The organism is Variovorax humicola (assembly GCF_037889915.1).
Taxonomy (GTDB): domain Bacteria; phylum Pseudomonadota; class Gammaproteobacteria; order Burkholderiales; family Burkholderiaceae_C; genus Variovorax; species Variovorax humicola.
In genome coordinates this window covers 61731-83398 of sequence record NZ_JBBKZV010000006.1, presented here as the reverse complement: position 1 = coordinate 83398, position 21668 = coordinate 61731, and the positions used below count along the sequence as shown (strand labels likewise).

Annotated in this window: 22 protein-coding genes; 16 read left to right on the top strand and 6 right to left on the bottom strand. The window is 66.5% G+C overall.

What is annotated here, in order from left to right; translation table 11 throughout:
* The first annotated feature begins 8 nt into the window (after nt 1-8).
* Genes WKW80_RS12655 through fabG form a run of 8 tightly spaced genes read left to right on the top strand, consistent with a single transcriptional unit; the run spans nt 9 to nt 8480 of the window.
* Nucleotides 9-1715, top strand: coding sequence for an ApeI family dehydratase (locus WKW80_RS12655; protein WP_340363914.1), 1707 nt, complete (start codon nt 9-11; stop codon nt 1713-1715).
* A gap of 13 nt (nt 1716-1728) precedes the next feature.
* Nucleotides 1729-2703 carry an acyl-CoA synthetase gene (locus tag WKW80_RS12650; protein ID WP_340363913.1) on the top strand — a complete coding sequence of 325 codons (975 nt, stop codon included), beginning with the start codon at nt 1729-1731 and terminating at the stop codon, nt 2701-2703.
* Complete coding sequence (locus WKW80_RS12645; protein WP_340363912.1) at nt 2675-3319, top strand: LolA-related protein; 645 nt, start codon at nt 2675-2677, stop codon at nt 3317-3319. Before WKW80_RS12650 ends, WKW80_RS12645 begins: the two co-directional genes overlap by 29 nt.
* On the top strand, nt 3316-5715 hold the full coding sequence (locus WKW80_RS12640) for an MMPL family transporter (RefSeq protein ID WP_340363911.1): 2400 nt from the start codon (nt 3316-3318) through the stop codon (nt 5713-5715). Before WKW80_RS12645 ends, WKW80_RS12640 begins: the two co-directional genes overlap by 4 nt.
* Entirely contained in the window at nt 5715-6548 is an 834-nt protein-coding gene (locus WKW80_RS12635) for a polysaccharide deacetylase family protein (RefSeq protein WP_340363910.1), read from the top strand. The genes WKW80_RS12640 and WKW80_RS12635 overlap by 1 nt, the downstream gene beginning before the upstream one ends.
* Entirely contained in the window at nt 6545-7291 is a 747-nt protein-coding gene (locus WKW80_RS12630; RefSeq protein ID WP_340363909.1) for a class I SAM-dependent methyltransferase, read from the top strand. Before WKW80_RS12635 ends, WKW80_RS12630 begins: the two co-directional genes overlap by 4 nt.
* On the top strand, nt 7288-7743 hold the full coding sequence (locus WKW80_RS12625) for a hotdog family protein (RefSeq protein ID WP_340363908.1): 456 nt from the start codon (nt 7288-7290) through the stop codon (nt 7741-7743). The genes WKW80_RS12630 and WKW80_RS12625 overlap by 4 nt, the downstream gene beginning before the upstream one ends.
* Nucleotides 7740-8480, top strand: coding sequence for a 3-oxoacyl-ACP reductase FabG (gene fabG, locus WKW80_RS12620; protein WP_340363907.1), 741 nt, complete (start codon nt 7740-7742; stop codon nt 8478-8480). Before WKW80_RS12625 ends, fabG begins: the two co-directional genes overlap by 4 nt.
* 6 nt (nt 8481-8486) lie before the next feature.
* On the opposite strand, the gene WKW80_RS12615 is transcribed toward fabG, so the two are convergent.
* From WKW80_RS12615 to WKW80_RS12595, 5 genes are all read right to left on the bottom strand, one after another.
* Nucleotides 8487-9494 carry an STING domain-containing protein gene (locus tag WKW80_RS12615; RefSeq protein ID WP_340363906.1) on the bottom strand — a complete coding sequence of 336 codons (1008 nt, stop codon included), beginning with the start codon at nt 9492-9494 and terminating at the stop codon, nt 8487-8489.
* A 503-nt stretch (nt 9495-9997) separates the two neighbouring features.
* A complete protein-coding gene (locus tag WKW80_RS12610; protein ID WP_340363905.1) occupies nt 9998-10780 on the bottom strand; it encodes a glycosyltransferase family 2 protein in 783 nt (260 codons plus the stop codon).
* The gene (locus WKW80_RS12605; protein ID WP_340363904.1) at nt 10741-11541 is read right to left on the bottom strand and encodes a lysophospholipid acyltransferase family protein; all 801 of its coding nucleotides are present in this window, start codon (nt 11539-11541) and stop codon (nt 10741-10743) included. The genes WKW80_RS12610 and WKW80_RS12605 overlap by 40 nt, the downstream gene beginning before the upstream one ends.
* Nucleotides 11542-11555: 14 nt before the next feature.
* Nucleotides 11556-12587, bottom strand: coding sequence for a chorismate transformation FkbO/Hyg5 family protein (locus tag WKW80_RS12600; RefSeq protein WP_340363903.1), 1032 nt, complete (start codon nt 12585-12587; stop codon nt 11556-11558).
* Nucleotides 12584-12784 carry a hypothetical protein gene (locus WKW80_RS12595; protein WP_340363902.1) on the bottom strand — a complete coding sequence of 67 codons (201 nt, stop codon included), beginning with the start codon at nt 12782-12784 and terminating at the stop codon, nt 12584-12586. The genes WKW80_RS12600 and WKW80_RS12595 overlap by 4 nt, the downstream gene beginning before the upstream one ends.
* A 226-nt stretch (nt 12785-13010) precedes the next feature.
* On the opposite strand from WKW80_RS12595, the gene WKW80_RS12590 reads away from it, so the two are divergent.
* The 8 genes from WKW80_RS12590 to rng are packed head-to-tail and all read left to right on the top strand — an operon-like array spanning nt 13011 to nt 19830.
* Entirely contained in the window at nt 13011-13736 is a 726-nt protein-coding gene (locus WKW80_RS12590; RefSeq protein ID WP_340363901.1) for a YebC/PmpR family DNA-binding transcriptional regulator, read from the top strand.
* Nucleotides 13733-15016, top strand: coding sequence for a phosphoribosylamine--glycine ligase (gene purD / locus WKW80_RS12585; RefSeq protein ID WP_340363900.1), 1284 nt, complete (start codon nt 13733-13735; stop codon nt 15014-15016). The genes WKW80_RS12590 and purD overlap by 4 nt, the downstream gene beginning before the upstream one ends.
* Nucleotides 15016-15936, top strand: a complete 921-nt coding sequence (gene hemF, locus WKW80_RS12580; RefSeq protein WP_340363899.1) for an oxygen-dependent coproporphyrinogen oxidase — start codon at nt 15016-15018, stop codon at nt 15934-15936. The genes purD and hemF overlap by 1 nt, the downstream gene beginning before the upstream one ends.
* Nucleotides 15933-16553 carry a nicotinate (nicotinamide) nucleotide adenylyltransferase gene (gene nadD / locus WKW80_RS12575; RefSeq protein WP_340363898.1) on the top strand — a complete coding sequence of 207 codons (621 nt, stop codon included), beginning with the start codon at nt 15933-15935 and terminating at the stop codon, nt 16551-16553. The genes hemF and nadD overlap by 4 nt, the downstream gene beginning before the upstream one ends.
* Entirely contained in the window at nt 16553-17224 is a 672-nt protein-coding gene (gene rsfS / locus WKW80_RS12570) for a ribosome silencing factor (protein ID WP_340363897.1), read from the top strand. The genes nadD and rsfS overlap by 1 nt, the downstream gene beginning before the upstream one ends.
* Nucleotides 17221-17688, top strand: a complete 468-nt coding sequence (gene rlmH / locus WKW80_RS12565; RefSeq protein WP_340363896.1) for a 23S rRNA (pseudouridine(1915)-N(3))-methyltransferase RlmH — start codon at nt 17221-17223, stop codon at nt 17686-17688. The genes rsfS and rlmH overlap by 4 nt, the downstream gene beginning before the upstream one ends.
* Nucleotides 17685-18290, top strand: coding sequence for a Maf family protein (locus WKW80_RS12560; RefSeq protein WP_340363895.1), 606 nt, complete (start codon nt 17685-17687; stop codon nt 18288-18290). Before rlmH ends, WKW80_RS12560 begins: the two co-directional genes overlap by 4 nt.
* Nucleotides 18291-18300: 10 nt before the next feature.
* A complete protein-coding gene (gene rng / locus WKW80_RS12555) occupies nt 18301-19830 on the top strand; it encodes a ribonuclease G (protein ID WP_340363894.1) in 1530 nt (509 codons plus the stop codon).
* 16 nt (nt 19831-19846) lie between these two features.
* Here the strand turns inward: rng and msbA are convergent, their stop codons facing one another.
* A complete protein-coding gene (gene msbA, locus WKW80_RS12550; RefSeq protein WP_340363893.1) occupies nt 19847-21628 on the bottom strand; it encodes a lipid A export permease/ATP-binding protein MsbA in 1782 nt (593 codons plus the stop codon).
* Nucleotides 21629-21668: the final 40 nt, after the last annotated feature.

Here is a 21668-nt window from a genome sequence, read left to right as displayed (position 1 = left end):
ACGCACGGTTGAATACACAAAGCGCCGCGCTCCTCCCCTTGCTGGGGGCGCGCGACCTGGATGCACCGCTGGCCTGGCGTGCCGGCCGTGCCATTTCCGGGCGACAGTACCTTGCAGATGTGGCGCAATTCGCCGCACAACTGCCGGAACGCGGGCCGGTGGTGAACCTCTGTGTCGACCGCTACGCCTTCGCGATCGGGCTCGGCGCGGCGTTGCTGCGCGGGCTGCCGAGCCTGCTGCCGCCCGATGCGCGCCAGGACACGCTGGACCGCCTGCGCGAGGGCCAGCCCGACGTGTTCGCCGTGGCCGACGACCACCGGCTCGACGTGCACGGTATTTCGGTGGTCTGGATCGATCCGGCCGCGCATGCCACGGTCGACCCGGCTGCAGCCGTGCCCGAAATGGTGTCTGCCATGCACGCGGTCAGCCTGCTCACGTCCGGCTCCACCGGCGTGCCGCAGCCGCATGCCAAGAGCTGGCACACGCTGGTCTACGACGTCGCGGCGGCAGTGCCGCGTCTCGCTCAACTGCTGGGACTGCCTTCGCTCGCCGGCCTGAACCTGGTGACCACCGTGCCGGTGCAACACAGCTATGGGCTGGAATCGTCGGCGCTGCTTGGGATGCTGGGTGGTGCGGCATTCGACAGCAGCCGGCCGTTTTTTCCGGCGGACGTGGCTGCGTCGCTGGCCTCGGTGCCACGCCCGCGCGCACTGGTGACCACGCCGTTCCACCTGAAGAACCTGCTGCTCGCCGGCATCGAATTGCCGCCGGTCGACTTGATCCTGTCGGCCACCGCGCCGCTGTCGCCGCAATTGGCAGTCCAGGCGGAGCAGGCCACGGGCGCGGTGTTGATCGAGATCTATGGCAGCACCGAGTCCGGCCAGGTGGCCACGCGCCACACCGCGCAGAGCGATGTCTGGCATGCCCTGGGCGTGATCGAGGTGCACGTCGAAAAGGACGAAGGGGGCGACGAACGCTTTGTCTTCGATGGCGACTTCATTCCGCAGCCGACGCCGATGGCGGACATGCTCGAACTGATCGACGCGCAGCACTTTCGCCTGCTCGGTCGCGCCAATGACCTGATCCACGTCGCCGGACGGCGCAGTTCGCTGGGACATCTGAACTTCCACCTCAACAGCGTGCCGGGTGTGCTGGATGGCGCCTTCTGGTTGCCGGACGACGTGACCGATGGCGTGGTGCGGCCGATTGCCTTCGTCGTGGCGCCGGACCTGGATGCGCACGACATCATCGCGGCGCTGCGGCAAAGGCTCGAACCCGTTTTCGTGCCGCGCCGCGTGGTGCACGTGGCGTCGCTGCCGCATGAAGGCACGGGCAAGCTCACGGCGCGCGCGATGCGCGAATTCGCGCTGGCGCAGATCGCGGGCGATGGCACGGCGGTGCAGGTGACGCGCGAAGTTCCCATGGACCACCCCGTGTTCGCGGGGCACTTTCCCGGTCAGCCGCTGCTGCCTGGTGCCTTGCTGTTGTCCGAGGTGCTGGAGGCTGCGCACAGCGTGCCCGCGCTGGCCGCGCGCCTCGGCCTGCATCCGACGCTGGCGGTGGTCAAGTTCTCGGCGCCGGTGCGCCCGGGCAGCGCGCTGGTCATCGAGCTGCAATCCGAGGAAGGCGCCGCGCGAGGCGTGCGCTTCGAGGTGCGCTGCGGCGACAAGGTTGCCGCCAATGGCCGCTGGTTGCCGCGCACGAACGCTTTGTGAAGAGCGCGCCGCGATGAGCGTAGTCGACCCCTCCGACAATCAACGCCCGGCCGACTGGTCGCGCAAGCCCGAGCGCAGCAACATGCTGGCGCTGCGCGTGATCGTCTGGATCGCGTTGACGTGCGGGCGCCGCGTGGCGCGGCTGGTGCTGCATCCGATCTCCGTCTACTTCCTGCTGTTCTCGCCATCGGCGCGGCGCAACATCAAGCGCTACCTGCAGCGCGCCATCGGCCCGAACGTCGGGTGGCGCGACGGCTATCGGCTGCTGTATGCCTTTGCATCGACAGTGCTGGACCGGGTGTATTTCCTGCGCGGTCGCTGGGACTTGTTCGACGTGAGCATCAACGGCAACGTGCCGGTCGAAGCCGAGGCATTGGCTGGCCGCGGCGCCTTCCTCCTGGGCGCGCACATGGGCAGTTTCGAGGCGCTGGGCGCCTGCAAGCACAGAAGCCCGGACGCGCCCCGGCTGCGCGCGGCGATGCTGATGTTTCCAGACAATGCGCGCCAGATCACCGCCATCCTCAACGCGATCAGCCTGCCCGAAATGCGGCCGCATGTCATTGCGCTCGGCCGAGCGAATTCGATGCTGGCCCTGCGCGACTGGCTCGATACCGGCGGCATGGCCGGCTTGCTCGCCGATCGCACCTTGCCGGGGCAGGAAGGCGACCCGGGCGTGCAGCGTGGCAACAACCTCTCGATTCCGTTCCTCGGCAAGCCGGCCATCTTCAACGACGGCCCGTTCCGCCTGGCCGTGCTGCTGCGCCGGCAGGTGTATTTCATGTCCGGCCTCTACCTGGGCGGCGCCCGCTACGACGTTCAGTTCGAGCCACTGGCCGACTTCAGCAAGCGCATCACCGACCCGGCCGAGCGGGAACGCCGCATCCTGGAAGCGGTCGAAACCTACGTTGCCCGTCTCGAGTATCTTTGCCGCAAGTACCCGTACAACTGGTTCAACTTTCATGATTTCTGGCTGGAAGATGCGCGCTGACATGGTGTTGCGCCGGTTGCGCCCGCTATGGCTCTTGCTGCTGTTCGCGGCCGCGCCGGCATGGGCTTTCGACCTGAACGAACTGATGGGGTTGCTTGCCAAACGAAAGCAGGGCGAGGGCACCTTCACCGAGCAGCGCTATGTGCATGGCCTCGAAGGCCCGCTGTCGGCCAGCGGCACGCTGAGCTTCGTCGCGCCCGACCAGATGACGCGGCGCACGCTCACGCCGCGGCCCGAATCGATGGTGGTCGACGGCAACAACCTCACGCTCACGCGCGGCAACCGCACGCGCAGCATGTCGCTTGACAGCATGCCCGAGTTGCTCGGCATGGTCGAGGCGATGCGCGGCACGTTGAGCGGCAACGGCGCGGTCTTGCAACGCTACTTTCGCAGCACGCTCAAGGGTGGCAGCGCCGACTGGACGCTGGACCTCGAGCCGATCGACGACCGCCTGTCCGCGCAGGTCGCCTCCATGCGCCTGAGCGGCAAGGGCGGCGAAGTACTTGGGGTAGAGATGGAGTTTCGCGGCGGCGACCGTTCGGTCATGACGATCGTGCCGCAGCGCAACGGCGCGGTCGGGCCGATGCAGGCGCCGGCAGGGCGCACCACGCCGTGACCGCAGCTTCGGCCGGTCCCAGCCGCTCGCAAAGGGCGCTGGTGCTGCTGATCTGGCTGGCGGCGGTGCTGGCCGGCGTGGCCGTCATTTCCCGCACGCACTTCAGCGCCGACCTGTCGGCCTTCCTGCCGGCCAGCCCCGACCCGCGCCAGCGCGTGCTGATCGAGCAACTGCAGACCGGCGTCGCCTCGCGCACCCTGCTGGTCGGCATCGAGGGCGGCAAGGACGCGGCGCAGCGTGCCGACGTGTCGCGCGCCCTCGGCAAGGCCATGCGCGCGAGCGGTCTTTTCGATCAGGTGCAGAACGGCGACAACAGCGAATGGGAGGAGGCGGGCACTTTCGTGTTCGACCATCGCTATCAGCTCTCGCCCGAGGTCACGCCCGACCGCTTCACCGTCGAGGGCCTGCACAACGCGATCGACGAAACACTGTCTCTGCTGGGCACGCCCGCGGGCAACATCGTCAAGCCGCTGCTCGAGCGCGACCCGACCGGCGAGACGCAGCGCATTGCCGAGGGCCTGCTGCCTGCCAGTTCGCCGCGCAGCGAACAGGGCGTGTGGGCCTCGCGCGATGCGCCTCGCGCGATGCTGCTGGCCGGCACCAAGGCTTCCGGCAGCGACCTCGATGCGCAGGCCAGGGTCATCGCACGCGTGCAGGCCGAATTTGCCAAGGCCACGCAAGGACTCGGCGCCGGCGCACCCAAGCTGCTGATGAGCGGCGCGCCCGTGTTCTCGGTGACCAGCCGCGACCAGATCAAGCACGAGGCCACGCGCCTCGCGATCATCGGCGGCGTCGTGATGAGCGGCTTGCTGATGCTGGCGTTCGCCTCGCCGCGCGCGTTGGTCATTGCCTTGCTGCCCGTGGCGACCGGCGTGGTCGGCGGCACCGCCGCGGTGTCGCTGGTGTTCGGCCATGTGCATGGGCTGACCATGGGCTTCGGCAGTACGCTGATCGGCGAGACCGTCGACTACGCCATCTACTACCTGATCCAGGCGCGCGGCGCCCGCGTGCACGGCACCGGCTGGCAGCGCTGGCGCGACCTCAACTGGCCGACCGTCCGGCTCGGCCTGCTCACGTCGGTGTGCGGATTCGCGGCGCTGGTGTTTTCGGGATTCCCGGGCCTGGCGCAGCTTGGCGTGTTCTCGATTGCGGGGCTGGTCGTGGCTGCGCTGGCAACGCGCTACGGCCTGCCGATGCTCGCACCCGATGGTGCCACCGGCATGGGCATGCGCCACCTCATGGCCCGCGCCGCCGGGGCCATCGCGCGCACGCTGCCGAAGCTGCGTTGGTTGATCCTGGCAGTGAGTATTGGCGCGGCCGGCCTGGTGGCTTGGCAGGGCGGCGACCTGTGGCGGGCCAAGTTGTCGTCGATGAGCCCGATCAAGCAGGAGATGAGCGACCTCGATGCCAAGCTGCGCGACGATATCGGCGCCAGCGACGGCCGCACGCTGGTCGTGGTCCAGGCGGCAGACCAGCAGGCCGTGCTGCGTGCCACGGAAGCCGCCGGCGCGCGGCTCGATGCGCTGGTCGAGGGCGGCGAGTTGCTGGGCTTCGAAACCGTCACACGCATCCTGCCGAGCCTCGCGGCCCAGCAGGATCGCATCGCGAGCCTTCCTGACGCGTCGACGCTGCGCACCCGCCTGGCCGAAGCCACGGCCGGTGGGCCGCTGCCGGCCGCGCGGCTCGAACCCTTCATCGCCGAGGTCGACAAGGCGCGCACGCTGAAGCCGATCACGCGCGCCGACCTCGTCGACGGGCCGCTCGGCGCCGTCGTCAACGCGATGTTGTACGAGCGGCCGGGCGGCGGCTGGGCCGCGCTGATCGCGCTGCATACCGGCCCCAAGTTCGATGCGGTCAGGCTTGCAGCGGCGCTGTCGACGCTGCCCGAGGTGCAGGTGATGGACGTCGGCAACGAACTCAACAGCCTCTATGCGCACTACCTGCACGAAGCTTTCGTGCAGGTGATGGTCGGCGCGTTGGCGGTGGTGGTGCTGCTCGGCATTTACCTGCGTTCGGGGCGCAGGCTGCTGGCGGTGTGCGAGCCGCTGGCGCTGGCCGTCCTGCTCACGCTCGGCGGCATGGCGGCATTGCATGTGGCGCTTGGCATCCTGCATCTCGTGGGGCTGCTGCTGATCGTGGCGGTAGGCTCCAACTACGCGCTGTTCTTCGACCAGTTGCAGGAAGCCGGCAGGGCGGATGAAGACACGCTGGCATCGCTGATGCTGGCCAATCTGACGACAGTGGTGTCGTTCGGCTTGATCGCGATTTCGGATATCCCGGCGTTGTCTGCGATTGGCCGCGTGGTGGCGCCGGGCGCCTTGCTGGCGTTGCTGTTGTCAGCGGCGTTCATGCACAGGAAGACCACTGCGCGCGTTGCAAGCAAAATATCCATCTGATGTCGACCACTGCTTCACCCGCTTCCGAGATGTCCGGTTCATCGCGCATGCCGCCGATATTTCTTGCCAGCGTGGGCCTGCACCTGATGGCGATCGGCGGGGCGATCCTGGTTCCGGGTGCTTGGCCTTGGGCCCTGGCTGCCGTCGTGCTGAACCATGCATTGATCACCGGTGCGGTGCTCATGCCGCGCGGCCATTTGATCGGGCCGAACATCACGCACTTGCCGCCGTCGGCTGTCGCGCGTCGCGAACTCGCGCTGACCATCGACGATGGGCCGGACCCCGAAGTCACGCCGCAGGTGCTGGACCTGCTGGATACGGCGGGCGAGCGCGCGACCTTCTTCTGCATTGCCGAACGCGTGAGGACGCATCCGGCAATCGCACGCGAAATCATTGCGCGTGGGCACAGCATCCAGAATCACACGGCCCGGCACCGCCACAACTTCTCGCTGCTGGGGCCGCGCGGCTACGCCGACGAGATTTCGCGTGCGCAAGACATGCTGGTGGAAGTCATCGGCAAGCGACCGACCTGCTTTCGTGCACCTGCCGGTTTTCGGAATCCATTCCTGGCGCCGGTGTTGAGCCGGCTCGGACTTTCTCTCGTGAGCTGGACGCGCCGCGGCTTCGACACGCGCGAGCGTGATCCGGCCAAGGTGCTGGCGCGTCTCGTGCGCAACCTCGCCGCGGGCGACATCCTGCTGCTGCACGACGGCAATGCGGCGCGCACGGTCGACGGCAAGCCGGTCGTGCTGGAAGTCCTGCCGCCGTTGCTGCTGAAGATCAGGCAAGCGAAGCTGCGCGCCGTCACGTTGCCAGAAGGCTTGGCGGCATGAGCGGAGTGCGTACAAACGATGCCGCGTGGCGGCAACTGCATGAGGCTGCCACCGCGCCCTATCGAAAGGCGGGGAAGTTCGCCTACGAATTCGCGCGCGGCAAGCTGGGCCGCGATCCGGTCTTCCGTGGATTGATCGAGCGCGGGCTGATCGGCGCCGGACGCAGCCGCGTGCTCGACATCGGCTGCGGGCAAGGCCTGTTCGCCAGCCTGCTGTCGTCCATGGCAGGGATGCAGGCACGCGGCCAGTGGCCGCCGGGCTGGGCCGCCACGCCCGCGGCGGCCGACTACACCGGCATCGAGTTGATGCCACGCGACGTGGCCCGTGCGCAGTCGTCCATCGGACATCTTCAGCCGGCGCCGCGTTTCGTCTGCGGCGACATGTGCTCGGCCACGTTGCCCGACAGCGACCTCGTGGTGATCCTCGACGTACTGCACTACGTCGATCTCGATGCGCAAGAGGGCGTGCTGCGGCGCGTTCGCGATGCCTTGCCCGTCGGGAGCGGCAGGTTGCTGCTGCGCGTGGGCGACGCGGCGAGCCGGCGCGGCTTTGCCATCAGCCAGTGGGTCGACCGCACTGTGACGCGCGTTCGCGGCCACAAGGTGTCGCCGACCTGGGGCCGCACGCTGCAGGAATGGACTGCAGTGCTGCAACGGCTCGGCTTCAGCGTGCAAGGCATTCCCATGAGCGAGGGCACGCCGTTTGCCAACGTGCTGCTCGTCGCCGATCGCATCCAAGAATGACCCATCCACAAACAATGGACCGAGAAGCGATCGAGGTCCGCATTCCACACAGCGGCAAGATGTGCCTGCTGGAGCGTCTTGAAAGCTGGGACGCTGAGGCGATCCACTGCACGACCTCGACGCATCTGCAGCCCGACAACCCCCTGCGTACGGCGGGCGGCCTGATGGCGCCGAACGCGATCGAGTACGCCGCGCAGGCGATGGCCCTGCACGGCGGCCTGCTGATGGCGGAGGGCGAACCGCCGTCTGCGGGTTTCATTGCCAGCGTGCGCAACGTGCGCTTTGCCGTCACTCGACTCGATGACGTACCGGGGGCCTTGCAGGTGCGCGCCACGCGCCTGTCGGGCGATGCGCGCCAGGTGCTCTACGAATTCAGCGTCACCGACGTGAACGGCGCCGCGCTGGCCGACGGCCGCGCGGTGGTCGTGCTCAACACTCCCTTGCCCACATGACTGCAACGAATCTTTCCGGAAAGCGCGCCCTGGTCACCGGCGCGAGCGGGGCGTTGGGCGCCGCCATTGCACGACGCCTCGCGCGCGACGGCGCCACCGTGTTGCTGCATGCCAGCTCGCGCCCCGAAGCCATCGAGCAGCTTGCCGAATCGATCAAGGCCGCAGGCGGCCATGCCGAATGCCACGTGTTCGACCTGCGCAGCGACGAGGCCACGGCCGCCGCCTGCGCCGCGATGCTGCAAGGCGGTCCGGTGCAGGTCATCGTCAACAACGCCGGCGTGCATGACGACGCGGTGCTGCCCGGCATGCGGCCGGAGCAATGGCACAGGGTCATCGACGTGTCGCTCAACGGCTTCTTCCGCGTCACGCAGCCGCTGCTGTTGCCGATGCTACGCACGCGCTGGGGCCGCATCCTGAACATCTCTTCGGTGGCATCGCTTACCGGCAATCGCGGCCAGGTCAACTACGCAGCGGCCAAGGGCGCGCTCAACAGCGCGACCAAGGCGCTGTCACTCGAAGTCGCCGCGCGGGGCGTCACGGTCAACGCGATTGCGCCCGGCATCATCGCGTCACCGATGGCCGATGCGGCGTTCGATCCGGCGGTGATCCAGCAGATGGTTCCGGTAAAACGCGCCGGCACGCCAGACGAGGTGGCGGCGCTGGCCGGCTTCCTCGCGAGCAACGAAGCGGCCTACATCACGGGGCAGGTCATCTCGATCAACGGCGGAATGATCTGAGCTGCGTTACTCGCCGGTCTTCGGCACGAACTCGGTCAGGTACCGGTACTTGATGCTCTGCTCCCAGACCGGGTTCTCGCTGACCAGCAGCCGGAGGGTCCGCTCGAAGTTGTTGATTTCGCGCAACTCGGCCACGGCCTGGCTGTTGTCCTTGCCGAGGTGCGTGGTCGGAAAGATCTTCTGGACCGCGCGCCTTGCCGACTTCATCGTGGTTGGAACATCGAACAGTTCGAGGTGCGTCGAGCCGGCTTCCGGAAGTGCCTGGATGTAGAACGGGAAGTCGCGCAGCGCGCCGGGCTTCTTGGTGTCGCTGTTGCTGATGACAACCTGTGTCAGCCCCTTGATCAGGCTCTTGAGCGCTGCATGTTCCACCAGCTTCAAGTCGTCCGGAATGACAATGTTGAGGGTGAAACTCTTGTATTCGATCTCCCGCGCGCCGGCCGCTTCCTTGATGACCAGTGGCTGGTAGTTGTCGAGCTGGTCGCAGATCCGGGAGACGAAATTCTCGTAGTAGCCAATCGCCAACGCCGTGGAGGGAAGCTGCGTGAACTCGGCCGAATGCGCGTGGCGATCGAGGATTTCGCCGACGATGCGATCGGCCATCTTGACGAATGCCGCATCGGGCTTGCCGTCTGCGCGCCGCTTGAACTTGTCGAAGTGGATACCCTGGAGATCGGAGGGCACATGAAGCTTGTCCAGCACCAGCCCGTAGGTGCGCCGACGGCCCACGCGGCCAAGGAACAGGCCGAATTCGAACAGGATGTTGTCGCGGGCCGTGGCGTGCGTCTGGTCCCGGCTGGTCGTCTGGTCGTCCGAGGTGAACACCAGGATCGCGAATTCGTAGAGGCTGGATGCAGTGAGCAGCGAATCCAGGTAGCTCTCCATGCTGCGGAAAACATTGCCCGCATCCCATACATCCACGAGCGCCTTGTCGCCGAATCGCTTGGCGAAAGCGTTGGCGACGGGCAGCCCTTCGCTCGAAGAACCGATGAAGACGGTGGGTCTCTTGTCCATGGCGCGGTCCGATGCTGGTTGGGGCCAAAAACGGCCCCGTCATCGTGACCGCCGCGGCGCCCGAATGCAACCGGCCTTTTTGGGGATGCAGCGCCGGCTAGCCCGACCTCACTCGATCGAGACCCGGACTCACATTCAGTTGCTCCACCGAGCATCGCGCGACCCGCGATGCATGAAACCGACGCTGTCGCATTCCAGGGATACCGTGGTACCGGCTCTGCCGGCCGCCGGTATCGCCCCCTTGAGCCGCCACGACAGGCAGCAGGGGGGCTCATACTCAGTTTTCGACCAGGCTATCGCGTGATCTGCGATGCATGAAACTGGCACCGTCAGATACCAGGGATACCGCGGAACCGGCTTTGCCGGGCCGCTGGTATCGCCCCCTCGAGGGGGAGGCGCCGCAGGCGCATCGGGGGTGGGTCATTCCTGCCGCGGAACCGGCTTTGCCGGGCCGCTGGTATCGCCCCCTCGAGGGGGCGGCGCCGCAGGCGCTTCGGGGGTGTTCACTTCTGGAACGGTGGCATCCGCAGCAGGCGCTTCACCAGCAGCCACGGCAGGCGCAGCACGAACTCCACCATCAGGCGCATGTGCATCCAGGTCAGCAGCACGTTGTCGCGCCCGTAGCGGAAGTGCGAGACGCCGCCTTCGGCCGCGGTGAGGTACTTGACCGGCGCGTCGATGTTCACCGGCTTCACGCCGCGCCAGGCCAGCCGCACGACGGCCTCGGTGTCGAAGTCGAACCGGCGCATCCAGGGCTGCCGCGTCATCACGCTAATCAGCGCGTCGATGGGATAGACACGAAAGCCATAGAGCGAATCGCTGACCCCGGCAAACAGCGTCTCGAGTTGCGTCCAGCTGTTCGACACGCGCCGTCCACGCACGCGCAGAAGCGGAGCGCTGGCATCGAACACCGGGCGGCCGAGCACCATGGTCTCGGGTCGCGCGACGGAGGCCTGCATGAAGGCCGGGATCAGGTTCGCCGGATGCTGACCGTCGGAGTCCATGGTCAGCGCATGCGTGAAGCCCGCTTCCTGTGCCTTGCGCAGGCCGAACAGCACGGCGGCGCCCTTGCCCTGGTTTTCGGGCAGTTGCAGTACCTTGAGTCCGGCGTCGTTGGCGGCGAGCTGCGCCAGCCGCTGGCCGGTGCCGTCGGTGCTGCCGTCGATGACCACCCAGACGGTTGCCCATTGGGCACGTGCTTCACTGACAGTCGAAAACAGTCGCTCGCCGGTGTTGTAGCTCGGGATCAGTACGAGGTGTGTGCGCGAGTCGGCGTCTTGGGGCATGCGGGCTGCGCGTCGAGGGCGCGCTGTTCCAGGTTTTGGCGGAAGTACTGTTCGAGTTGCTTCAACAGCGCATTGGAGTCGTGCTCGGGCGCAAAGCGCTGGCCGAGGCGCAGCTTGAAGACGATCGGCAGCGGCGGCACCTTCCATATTGGCCAGCCCTTGGCGAGGTAGGGGGAATCGGTGTCGATGAAAACGGTCTGGATCGGCGCCTGCGCGAGCTTGGCAATGAGCGTGACGCCGGGGCGAAAGTGGTTGACGGGCTGTTCGACAGTGCGCGTGCCTTCGGGGAACAGCACCAGTTGGCCACCGGCGCGCAGGTCTTCGACGGCCAGGCGCACCATCGAGCGCGCCGAGTCGTTGCGGATGTATTGCGCAAGCCGCGCGCCGGCGCCGAGGAAGACATTCTTCATCAGGTCGGCCTTCATGATGCAGGCGCTGCGCGGCAGGTGCGCCACCAGCAGGAGTGCGTCGAGCATGGTCGGGTGGTTGGCGACGAAGATCAGCCCGCGCTCGTCGCGCAGGGCGTCCAGGCACTCGGCGTCGATGCGCATCATGCCGGTCATCGATGAAATCGCCCAGAACCAGCGGTAGGCCAGTGCAATGGTCGCCCGACCCAGCGTGCGCGCCAGGCGGGTGGGCAGCACCGGCTGCAACAGCATCGCGATGAAATTCCATACCAGCGAGATGAAACCGAGCAGCGTCAGCAGCGCGTAGAGCGGCAGGGCCAGCAAGGCTTTCTTGAGCGCGCGGAGAAGCAGCATCGCGAATCAGCCCCTCACTCGGCAAGCTCGCCGGCTTCGGTCGCGTGCGCTTCGATTTCGACCAGCAGATCGCTGCGGCAGATGTCGGCCTCGAGATACACGGCTTGCCGCATGAAGCGCGAGCCTTTACCGAGTGCCTGCTCGAGTTGCTGGCGAATCCCGGGTGCATCGGCGGGGCGGCGGACATACACGACGGCATCGCTGTGTTCCAGCGAGAACTGCGCGCTGGTGCGCTGGTTGGCCGCGGCGATCACGGTGCGCAGGTTGACCAGCGTTTCGGCCAACTGCGCCTGCACGTCGCCGGCATGCACGGTTTGATGACCGACGATGCTGGCCGTGCCGGAAATGAACAGCGCCACTTGGCCCGCACCCAATTCAGCCAGCGCGGCACGCGAGAACGTCGGCGACCGCGGGCCGTAGTCGCTCGGGTAATGGTAGGCCGATACCTGGCGCGGGTTTTCCACGGGAACCGGCGGCATGCGCCCGGCCAGGAAGCGCACGCACAGGGCGCCCTCGTGCACGCCCAAGGCGCAGGCAGCGGGCGCGCCCTCGAACGCCGCCTGGCCGGCTTCGAGAAAGGCCTGCTGGCGTCCGGTATTGAACTGCCGGTAGCGCTCCATGCCGCCGCCGTCCGCGTTGATGCGCGGCAGGTAGTTCCATATGCGCAGCAGGTGCGGGCAACCCGCGTGCTTCATGGCCTCGAACACATTGTGGTAGGCCCGATATGAAAGCGCGGTGAGGTCTTCGCCGACGGCGTTTTCGTCAAGGTCGACCACGCCGAGCAGCCAGTGCCCATCGGTGCGCCAGCGCACCACGCCGGTGGTGCCGGACTGCACCGCCTTGCCCGCATGCCACAGGTCGACCACGGGTTCGCTGTCGAGCAGCACGCGTGCCGACACGCCACTGATCCAGGAGTTGTTGCCGTCGGCGCCGTAGCTCAGCGCAGCAAACGGGCGGGCGCCACGGGCGGCGCGGGCCAGGCCCTGTGCCAGGGTCAGTCTTTCGACGCGAAGGGGCGGCGCTTCCGCCGCAATGCTGGCCGTCACTTGAGTTCTGCGAAGTTTTGGCCGACCAGGAGCCCGAGGTCAAGGCGGATCGGTGACTTGTCGTGAGTGCCTCCTGCCGGCCGCACGTTCTCCACGCGCAACGGATCTTGCAGGAACAAAGGGTCGCGCGGGGCGTCGTCGTTCTCCGGGCCCGTCGCGACGAGGGCGGCTGTTGTCAGGTCGTTCGGGTTGTTCATGCCGGTCGGGGGCTCGGAAGCAAAAAGTTGGACCGGTCCCTGCACGAAAGAGAGGCGCGTGCAAGTTGGTGTGCCAAGTGGGGCAGCCGGGCGTTTGGCTTCGGCGTCATCGGCGGATTATCCCAAAAAGCTTGGACGGCCCATTCGCCGAACCGGCGGCGTTGCGTTCGCCGGACAGTAAACTCGTGGACTCCTTTGCAAACACGAGAACGCGAGATAAAGAGTTATGGCCGGACACAGCAAATGGGCGAACATCCAGCACAGGAAAGGCCGGCAAGACGAGAAGCGCGGCAAGGCCTGGACCCGGGTAATTCGCGAAATCATGGTCGCCGCGCGGCTCGGCGGCGGTGACCTGGGCACCAACCCACGGTTGCGGCTCGCCGTCGAAAAGGCCAAGGCCGTCAACCTGCCCATCGACACGGTCAAGCGCAACATCGACAAGGCCACCGGCAACCTCGAAGGCGTCGACTACGAGGAGATCCGCTACGAGGGCTATGGCATCGGCGGCGCGGCCATCATCGTGGACACCATGACCGACAACCGCGTGCGCACCGTCGCCGAAGTGCGGCATGCATTCAGCAAGCACGGCGGCAACATGGGCACCGAAGGCTCGGTGGCTTTCCAGTTCAAGCATTGCGGCCAGTTCATCTTCGCGCCCGGTGCGAGCGAGGACAAGATCATGGAAGCGGCTCTCGAAGCTGGCGCGGAAGACGTCATCACGGACGACGACGGCGCCATCGAAGTGTTGACCGCTGTCGGTGACTTCGAAGCGGTGAAAAACGCGCTGGAAGCCGCGGGCCTGAAGCCGGAGGTTGCCGAAGTCACGATGCGGGCCGAAAACACCGTCGAGGTCGCCGGCGAGGATGCCGCGAAGATGCAGAAACTGCTGGATGTGCTCGAAGACCTCGACGACGTGCAAGAGGTTTATCACAACGCCGAGCTCTCCGAATGAAAGTCCTCGTCATCGGCAGCGGCGGACGCGAGCACGCGCTGGCCTGGCGTCTAGGTCAGTCGCAACGCGTGTCGAAGATCTACGTGGCGCCCGGCAATGGCGGTACCGCGCTCGACCATCGCTTCGAGTGCGTGCCCATCACCGATCCGGTTGAATTGCGCCAGTGGGCCGCCAAGGAAAAAATCTCTCTCACCGTTGTCGGCCCCGAGACGCCGCTCGCGGCGGGCGTGGTCGACGAGTTCCGTGCGCACGGCCTGCGCATCTTCGGCCCGACCAAGGCGGCAGCGCAGCTTGAAAGCTCGAAGGCTTTTTCCAAGGCCTTCATGAAGCGCCACAAGATCCCGACGGCCGAGTTCGAGACTTTCACGGACCCTGCCGCGGCCCATGCATACATCGATGCGAAGGGCGCCCCGATCGTGGTCAAGGCCGACGGCCTGGCCGCCGGCAAGGGCGTGGTCGTGGCGACGACGCTGGCCGAGGCGCACGAGGCCGTCGACTTCATGCTCGAAGGCAACAAGTTCGGCGTGACCCACAACGAAGGCGGCGCGCGCGTCGTCATCGAGGAATTCCTGCAGGGCGAGGAAGCCAGCTTCATCGTGATGTCAGACGGCCGCAACGTGACCGCGCTGGCCACGAGCCAGGACCACAAGCGCCTGCTCGACGACGACCAGGGTCCGAACACCGGCGGCATGGGCGCCTATTCGCCCGCGCCCGTCGTCACGGCCACGGTGCATGCGCGCGCGATGCGCGAGGTGATCATGCCGACCATCCGCGGCATGGAGCGCGATGGCATCCTCTTCACCGGCTTCCTGTATGCCGGCCTGATGATCGACGCGGAAGGGCACGTCAAGACGCTCGAATTCAACTGCCGCATGGGCGATCCGGAAACACAGCCGATCATGATGCGGTTCAAGTCCGATCTGTTCGAAGTGCTGTGGCATGCCACCGACGGCAAGCTCGACCAGGTCGAACTGCAATGGGACCGCCGCATCGCACTTGGCGTGGTGATGGCCGCGGATGGCTATCCGCTGGCGCCGCGCAAGGGCGACCTCGTCACGGGTCTGCCGCCCGAGGCGCCGGATGCCGTGGTGTTTCATGCCGGCACCGCGCTTGCGAATGGTGAAGTCCGCACCAGCGGTGGCCGCGTGCTCTGCGTGACCGTGCTGGCCGACAGCGTGAAGCAGGCCCAGCAACGTGCCTACGAAGTCGCGGCGCGCATTCATTTCGACGGTGTGCAGTACCGCCACGACATCGGCTTCCGAGCCCTGCCGCACCGTTGATGGACGAGGTCAGTTCGCCCGAGGCGGTCGCCGACTGGCTGCGGGGGCTGCAACAGCGCATCGTCGCGGCGATCGAGCAGGCGGATGGCGGCAGGGCCGTGCGCGATGCGTGGCAGAAGGCGCCCGGTGAACCGCTGCAAGGCCACGGGCTGACCTGCATCCTCGAAGGCGGTGCATTGTTCGAACGTGCGGGCTGCGGGTACTCGCAGGTGCGCGGCGCGAAGCTGCCGCCGTCGGCGACACAGCACAGGCCCGAACTGTCGGGTGCGCCATTCGAAGCGATGGGCGTCTCGCTCGTGTTCCACCCGCGCAACCCTTATGTGCCGACGGTGCATATGAACGTCCGCATGCTGGCGGCGTTGCCGGCTGGTGGCGAGCCGGTCTGCTGGTTCGGCGGCGGCATGGACCTCACGCCGTACTATGCCTTCGAGGAAGACGCGCGGCACTTCCACCAGACCTGCCACGATGCGCTGGCGCCGTTCGGCGATGACAAATATCCGCGCTTCAAGACCTGGTGCGACGACTACTTTTTCCTGAAGCATCGCAACGAGGCCCGGGGCGTTGGCGGCATCTTCTTCGACGACTTCTCGGAACTCGGCTTTGGGCAGAGCTTAGCGATGCTGCAGGCGGTGGGGGATGGCCTGTTGCCCGCCTACATGCCCATCGTCGAGCGTCGCCGAAGCACGGCGTATGGCGAGCGCGAGCGTGAGTTCCAGTTGTACCGGCGCGGCCGCTACGTGGAGTTCAACCTGGTCTGGGACCGTGGTACGCACTTCGGCCTGCAATCCGGCGGGCGCACCGAATCGATCCTGATGTCGATGCCGCCGCTGGCAAGCTGGTCCTACCGGCGCGAGCCCGAACCGGGTTCGCCCGAGGCCGCGTTGACGAGTGATTTTCTCGTTCGGCGCGAGTGGGTGTGACGCAAATCCGGCCGCGGATCGGTGTGTTCGGGGGGGCCTTCGACCCGCCGCACAACGCGCATGTGGCGCTGGCGCAGGCAGCGTTGGCGCAACTCGATCTCGCGCAATTGCGCATCTTTCCGACCGGCCAGGCCTGGCACAAGACACGCGGGTTGAGCAGTGCGGAACATCGCCTCGCCATGGCCGAACTCGCGTTCGAACGCTTGCCCGATGTCGTCGTCGACGCGCGCGAAATTCGCCGGTCCGGGCCAACCTATACACTAGACACCCTGCTCGAACTCAAAACCGAGTGTCCGGACATGCAACCTGTGTTGCTGATCGGCACTGATCAGGCCGCTGCGTTGCGCAGCTGGCATGGCTTTGAGGAGATTCTCTCCATCGCTATCATTTCAATAGCGCATCGGGCAGACCCCATACGCTCTGCAGCCCGATTCGATCCGCAGACTCTGGCGCCGCTTCCCCGCGGCGCACGATTCGAACAGCTCGATCTGGTGCCGATGGACATCAGCGCCACCGATATTCGCGCCCGCGTTGCCCGCGGCGCCGACATCTCTGGTCTGGTTCCACCTGCCGTTGCGCGCTATATTGCCCGACACCATCTCTACGCACCCGCCTGATGACCACTGAAGCCGCCGCCAAGAAAGACACCCAAAAACTCCAGCGGGCCATCGTCGATGGACTCGAAGACGTCAAGGCGCAGGACATTCAGGTTTTCGACACAGAGCATCTTTCACCGCTGTTCGAGCGCGTCATCGTGGCCTCGGGAACATCGAATCGCCAGACCAAGGCGCTGGCCGCGAGTGTGCGCGATGCGGTGCGCGAGGCCGGCTTCGGCAAGCCGCGCATCGAGGGTGAAGACAATGGCGAGTGGATCATCGTGGACTGCGGCGCGGCGGTGGCGCACATCATGCAGCCGGCGATTCGCCAGTACTACCACCTCGAAGAGATCTGGGGCGAGAAGCCCGTGCGATTGAAGTTCGGCGCGGCCAAGCCGGTAGCTGCAGCCAGCGCTGCACCCGCCCCGGTGGCGAAGAAGGCGACAACCTCGCTGCGGCGGACCAGCGCCGCCAAGACCGCCATTCGCGAAGCCGAGCAAGCCGCCAAGGCCGACAAGCCGTCGAGCCGCAAGCCAGCCGCCAAGAAGACCGCAGCCAGGAAGGCCGCACCGTCGAAGCGGACCGTGGCCAGCAAGACACCGATCAAGACCGTTGTCGCCGGCAAGCCGGCCGCGAAAAAACCCGCAGCCAAGAAGGCAGCACGCAAGACCACTGCCTCGCGCAGCAAATGAAGCTGCTGGTGGTCGCGGTCGGGCAGCGCATGCCTGACTGGGCGCAGACCGCCTGGGACGACTATGCCAAGCGCTTCCCGCCAGAACTGAAGCTCGAACTCCGCGCCGTCAAGACCGAGCCGCGCGGTTCCAAGACCCTCGAGACCCTTTATGCCGCCGAACGCGAGCGCATCGAAGGCGCGATCGCCAAAGGCATGCGCATCGTCGCGCTCGATGAACGCGGCACCTCGCTCACGACCAGGGCATTGGCCGCGCGACTGCAAGCCTGGCAGGGGGAGGGCGACGACGTGGCGCTGGTCATCGGTGGGCCCGATGGGCTCGACCCTGCCTTCAAGGCGGCGGCTCATGAGCGCATTCGCCTGTCCGACCTGACCTTGCCGCATGCGATGGCGCGCGTGCTGCTGGTCGAGCAGTTGTATCGCGCGTGGTCGGTCAACGCGGGCCATCCCTACCACCGCGAATGAAATCCCCGTTCATCTACCTCGCTTCCCAGAGCCCACGCCGCGCGCAATTGCTCAGCCAGCTCGGCGTCCGGCACGAGTTGCTGCTGGCCGCGCCCGACGAAGATGCCGAGGCGCTCGAGGCCGTCCGCGGCGGCGAGTCGCCGAGCGCCTATGTGCAGCGCGTGACCGACCTGAAACTCGATGCCGCGGTCGCTCGCCATGCACGTCTTGGCTTGCCGCCCGCGCCGATCCTCTGCGCCGACACCACGGTCGCACTGGGCCGCACCATCCTCGGCAAGCCCGAAGACGCACGGGACGCACATCGCATGCTCGCGATGCTCTGCGGCCGCACGCATCGCGTGCTGACCTCGGTGGGGGTGCAGAACGGCCGGCGACGGGTGGCCGCGCTGAGCGTTTCCCGTGTGACGTTCGGTGACGTCAGCCGCAAGGAAATCACCGACTATGTGGCGAGCGGCGAGCCGCTCGGCAAGGCCGGGGCCTATGCGGTTCAGGGCCGCGCGTCTGCGTTCATCGAGCACATGACGGGGTCGTATTCGGGCATCATGGGCCTTCCGATGTACGAGACATACGCATTGCTCAAACAGGCCGGTTTCCGGGCCTGACCCACAACCCATGCAAGACATCCTGATCAACTGGTCTCCCCAGGAGACCCGCGTGGCGCTGGTCGAATACGGTTCGGTGCAGGAGCTTCACGTCGAGCGAACGCTGGAGCGCGGACTGGTCGGCAACGTCTATCTCGGCAAGGTGTCGCGCGTGCTGCCCGGCATGCAATCGGCCTTCATCGACATCGGCCTGGAGCGCACCGCGTTCCTGCACGTGGCCGATATCGTCGCGCCATTCACGCCGGGTTCGCGACCGATGAGCGCGTTGCCCGAACGGGACCATCGCGGCAATGCCGGCGCGATGGTGCCCATCGAGAAGCAGGTGTTCGAGGGCCAGTCGCTGCTGGTGCAGGTCATCAAGGACCCTATCGGCAGCAAGGGTGCGCGGCTCTCGACGCAGATCAGCATCGCGGGCCGGCTGCTGGTGTTCCTGCCGCAGGACAACCACATCGGCGTGTCGCAAAAGATTCCGTCGGACCTTCGCGATGCGCTGCGCACGCGCATGCAGGCACTGATCGAGGCTGCGGCCGTCGCGGATGGCAACGGCACGGTGCCGGCCAACACGGGCGGCTTTATCCTGCGCACCAATGGCGAGGACTCGACCGATGCGGAGCTGGCCGACGATATTGCCTATCTGCGCAAGACATGGTCGCGCGTGCGCGACCTGTCGACCCGGCTGCCGCCGATGTCGCTGCTGCACCAGGACCTGAGCCTGCTGCAACGCGTGCTGCGCGACCTGACCAACGAAGAAACCCAGACCATCCGCATCGACTCGCGCGAGCAGTTCGAGGCGCTGCAGAAGTTCGGGCAGGAGTTCATGCCCAAGGCCGCCGAAAAACTGCAGCTCTACAAGGGCGAGCGGCCGATTTTCGACCTCTGCTCGGTGGACGAGGAAATCGCCCGTGCACTGGGCCGGCGCGTGGACCTCAAGTCGGGTGGCTACCTGGTCGTCGACCAGACCGAGGCGCTGACGACGATCGATGTGAACACCGGCGGCTTCGTCGGTGCGCGCAACTTCGACGACACCATCTTCAAGACCAACCTGGAAGCCGCGCAAGCCATCGCGCGCCAGCTTCGGCTGCGCAACCTGGGCGGCATCATCATCGTCGACTTCATCGACATGGTGCGAGACGACCATCGCGAACAGGTGCTGGCCGAGTTCCGCAAGCAGCTTGCGCGCGACAGGGTCAAGACAACGGCCGGAGGCTTCTCCCAGCTCGGCCTGGTCGAGATGACGCGCAAGCGCACGCGCGAGTCGCTGGCGCACATGTTGTGCGAACCCTGCCTGGCCTGCAACGGCCAAGGCATCGTGAAGACGGCGCGCAGCGTGGCCTATGACGTGCTGCGCGAAATCCTGCGCGAGGCGCGGCAGTTCACGCCGCGCGAGTTCCGCATCGTGTCGTCACCGCAGGTGATCGAGTTGTTCCTCGACGAAGAGAGCCAGCATCTGGCGGGCTTGAGCGACTTCATCGGCAAGCCGATCTCGCTGCAGGCGGAGCCTGCGATGGGCCAGGGCCAGTACGACATCGTGCTACTTTGATGCCCAGCCAGCGCCGCTAAACGGTCGCTGGCTGGCCCGCGTGCGCAGTCCGCATCGCATGGGTCTGCAGGCGCGCATACAAGCCATCGAGCTGCATCAGCTGCGCGTGGCTGCCAAGTTCGGCAATACGGCCGTGCTCCATGACGACGATGCGGTCGGCATGCTGGATGGTGCTGAGGCGGTGCGCCACGATCAGCGTGGTGCGGCCTTTCATCAGGCGGGCCAGGGCCTCCTGCACCAGGCGCTCCGATTCGGTATCGAGCGCGGAGGTCGCCTCGTCGAGCAGCAGGATCGGCGCATCCTTATAGAGCGCACGCGCAATCGCCAGCCGCTGCCGCTGGCCGCCCGAAAGTTGCGTGGCGTTGTGGCCGAGCACGGTGTCGATGCCGTCGGGCAGGCTGCCGACATGCTTGGCGAGGTTCGCAGCCTCCACGCAGGCGATCACGCGCTCGCGGTCCACCGTTGCACCCAGCGCGACGTTGGCAGCCAGCGTGTCGTTGAGCATGACGACGTCCTGGCTCACCATCGCGAATTGGGCGCGCAGGTTTTGCACTTTCCATTCGCCGATCGGATGCCCGTCGAGCAATGCGGTGCCGGCGCTTGGCAGCACGAAGCGCGGCAGCAGGTTCACCAGCGTGGTCTTGCCGGAGCCCGAAGGGCCGACCAGCGCGATGGTCTCGCCGGATTCGATCGTCAGGCTCACGCCGTCGAGCGCGCGCGCTTCGTCTTCTCCGCGGTAGTTGACCCGGATGTCGCGCAACTCGATGTGACCGGTCGCGCGTCTTGATTCGTAGGTGCCTTGCTGCTCGGGTTCGACATCGTCGATCAGTATCAGGCCGCGTTCCAGTGCGGCAAGGCCGCGCGTGATGGGGTTGGCCATGTCGGCCAGGCGGCGGATCGGCGCGATGAGCATCAGCATGGCCGTGATGTAGGCGACAAAGCCACCGACGGTCAGGCCCTGCTCACCGCTTTGCCACAGCGCGATCACCACCACGATCGACATGGCCACCGCGGCGAGCAATTGCGTGAGCGGCGTCATCGCGGCCGACGCGATGGTCGACTTCACCGCCAGCCGGTTCAGGCTGTTGCTCAGCTTTTCGAAGCGGCCCAGTTGGCCGGCTTCGGCGCCGTGCAGTCGCACCATGCGAAAGGCCAGCACGTTTTCCTCCACGACGTAGGCCAGCTCGTCCGTGGCCTGCTGGCCGAGCCGGGTGAAGTGGTAGAGCCGCTTCGAGAAGAACTTCATGATCCAGGCCACGCCCGGCAGCAGCACGCCGATGATGAGCGTGAGCTTCCAGTTCAGGTAGATCAGGTAGAACAGCAGCGCCACCGCCGTGAAGCCGTCGCGCGAGAGGCCCAGCAGCGCCTGAACCAGCAGCATCGCGCCGGTCTGCACCTCATACACGACGGTGTTGGACAGCGCGCTGGCCGACTGCCGCGAGAACAGCGCCAGTTCAGCACCGAGCAGGCTCTCGAACAGCACGCGCCGCAACCGCTGCATGCCCTCGTTGGCGATGCGTGCAAGCGCATATTGAGATACGAACTGGGCGAGCCCGCGGACTGCGAACAAGCCGATGACGAAGGTCGGCACCAGCCACATCGCCAGCTTGCCGTTGAAGCCTCGGTCGAGGAGGGGCTTGAGAAGCGCCGGTATCAGCGGCTCGGTGAGTGCGGCGATCATCGCGGACACGACGCCGAGCGCCCACCATTGGCGCGACTGGCCGAACCACGTCATGAGCCTTGCCAACCGGCGCGTCAGGGGAGGGCGCACGGTCGCGTCGTCTGTAGAAGGCTGCATGGCGGCGCATTCTACGGGTGGCCCTCGGGGGTCAGGTTGT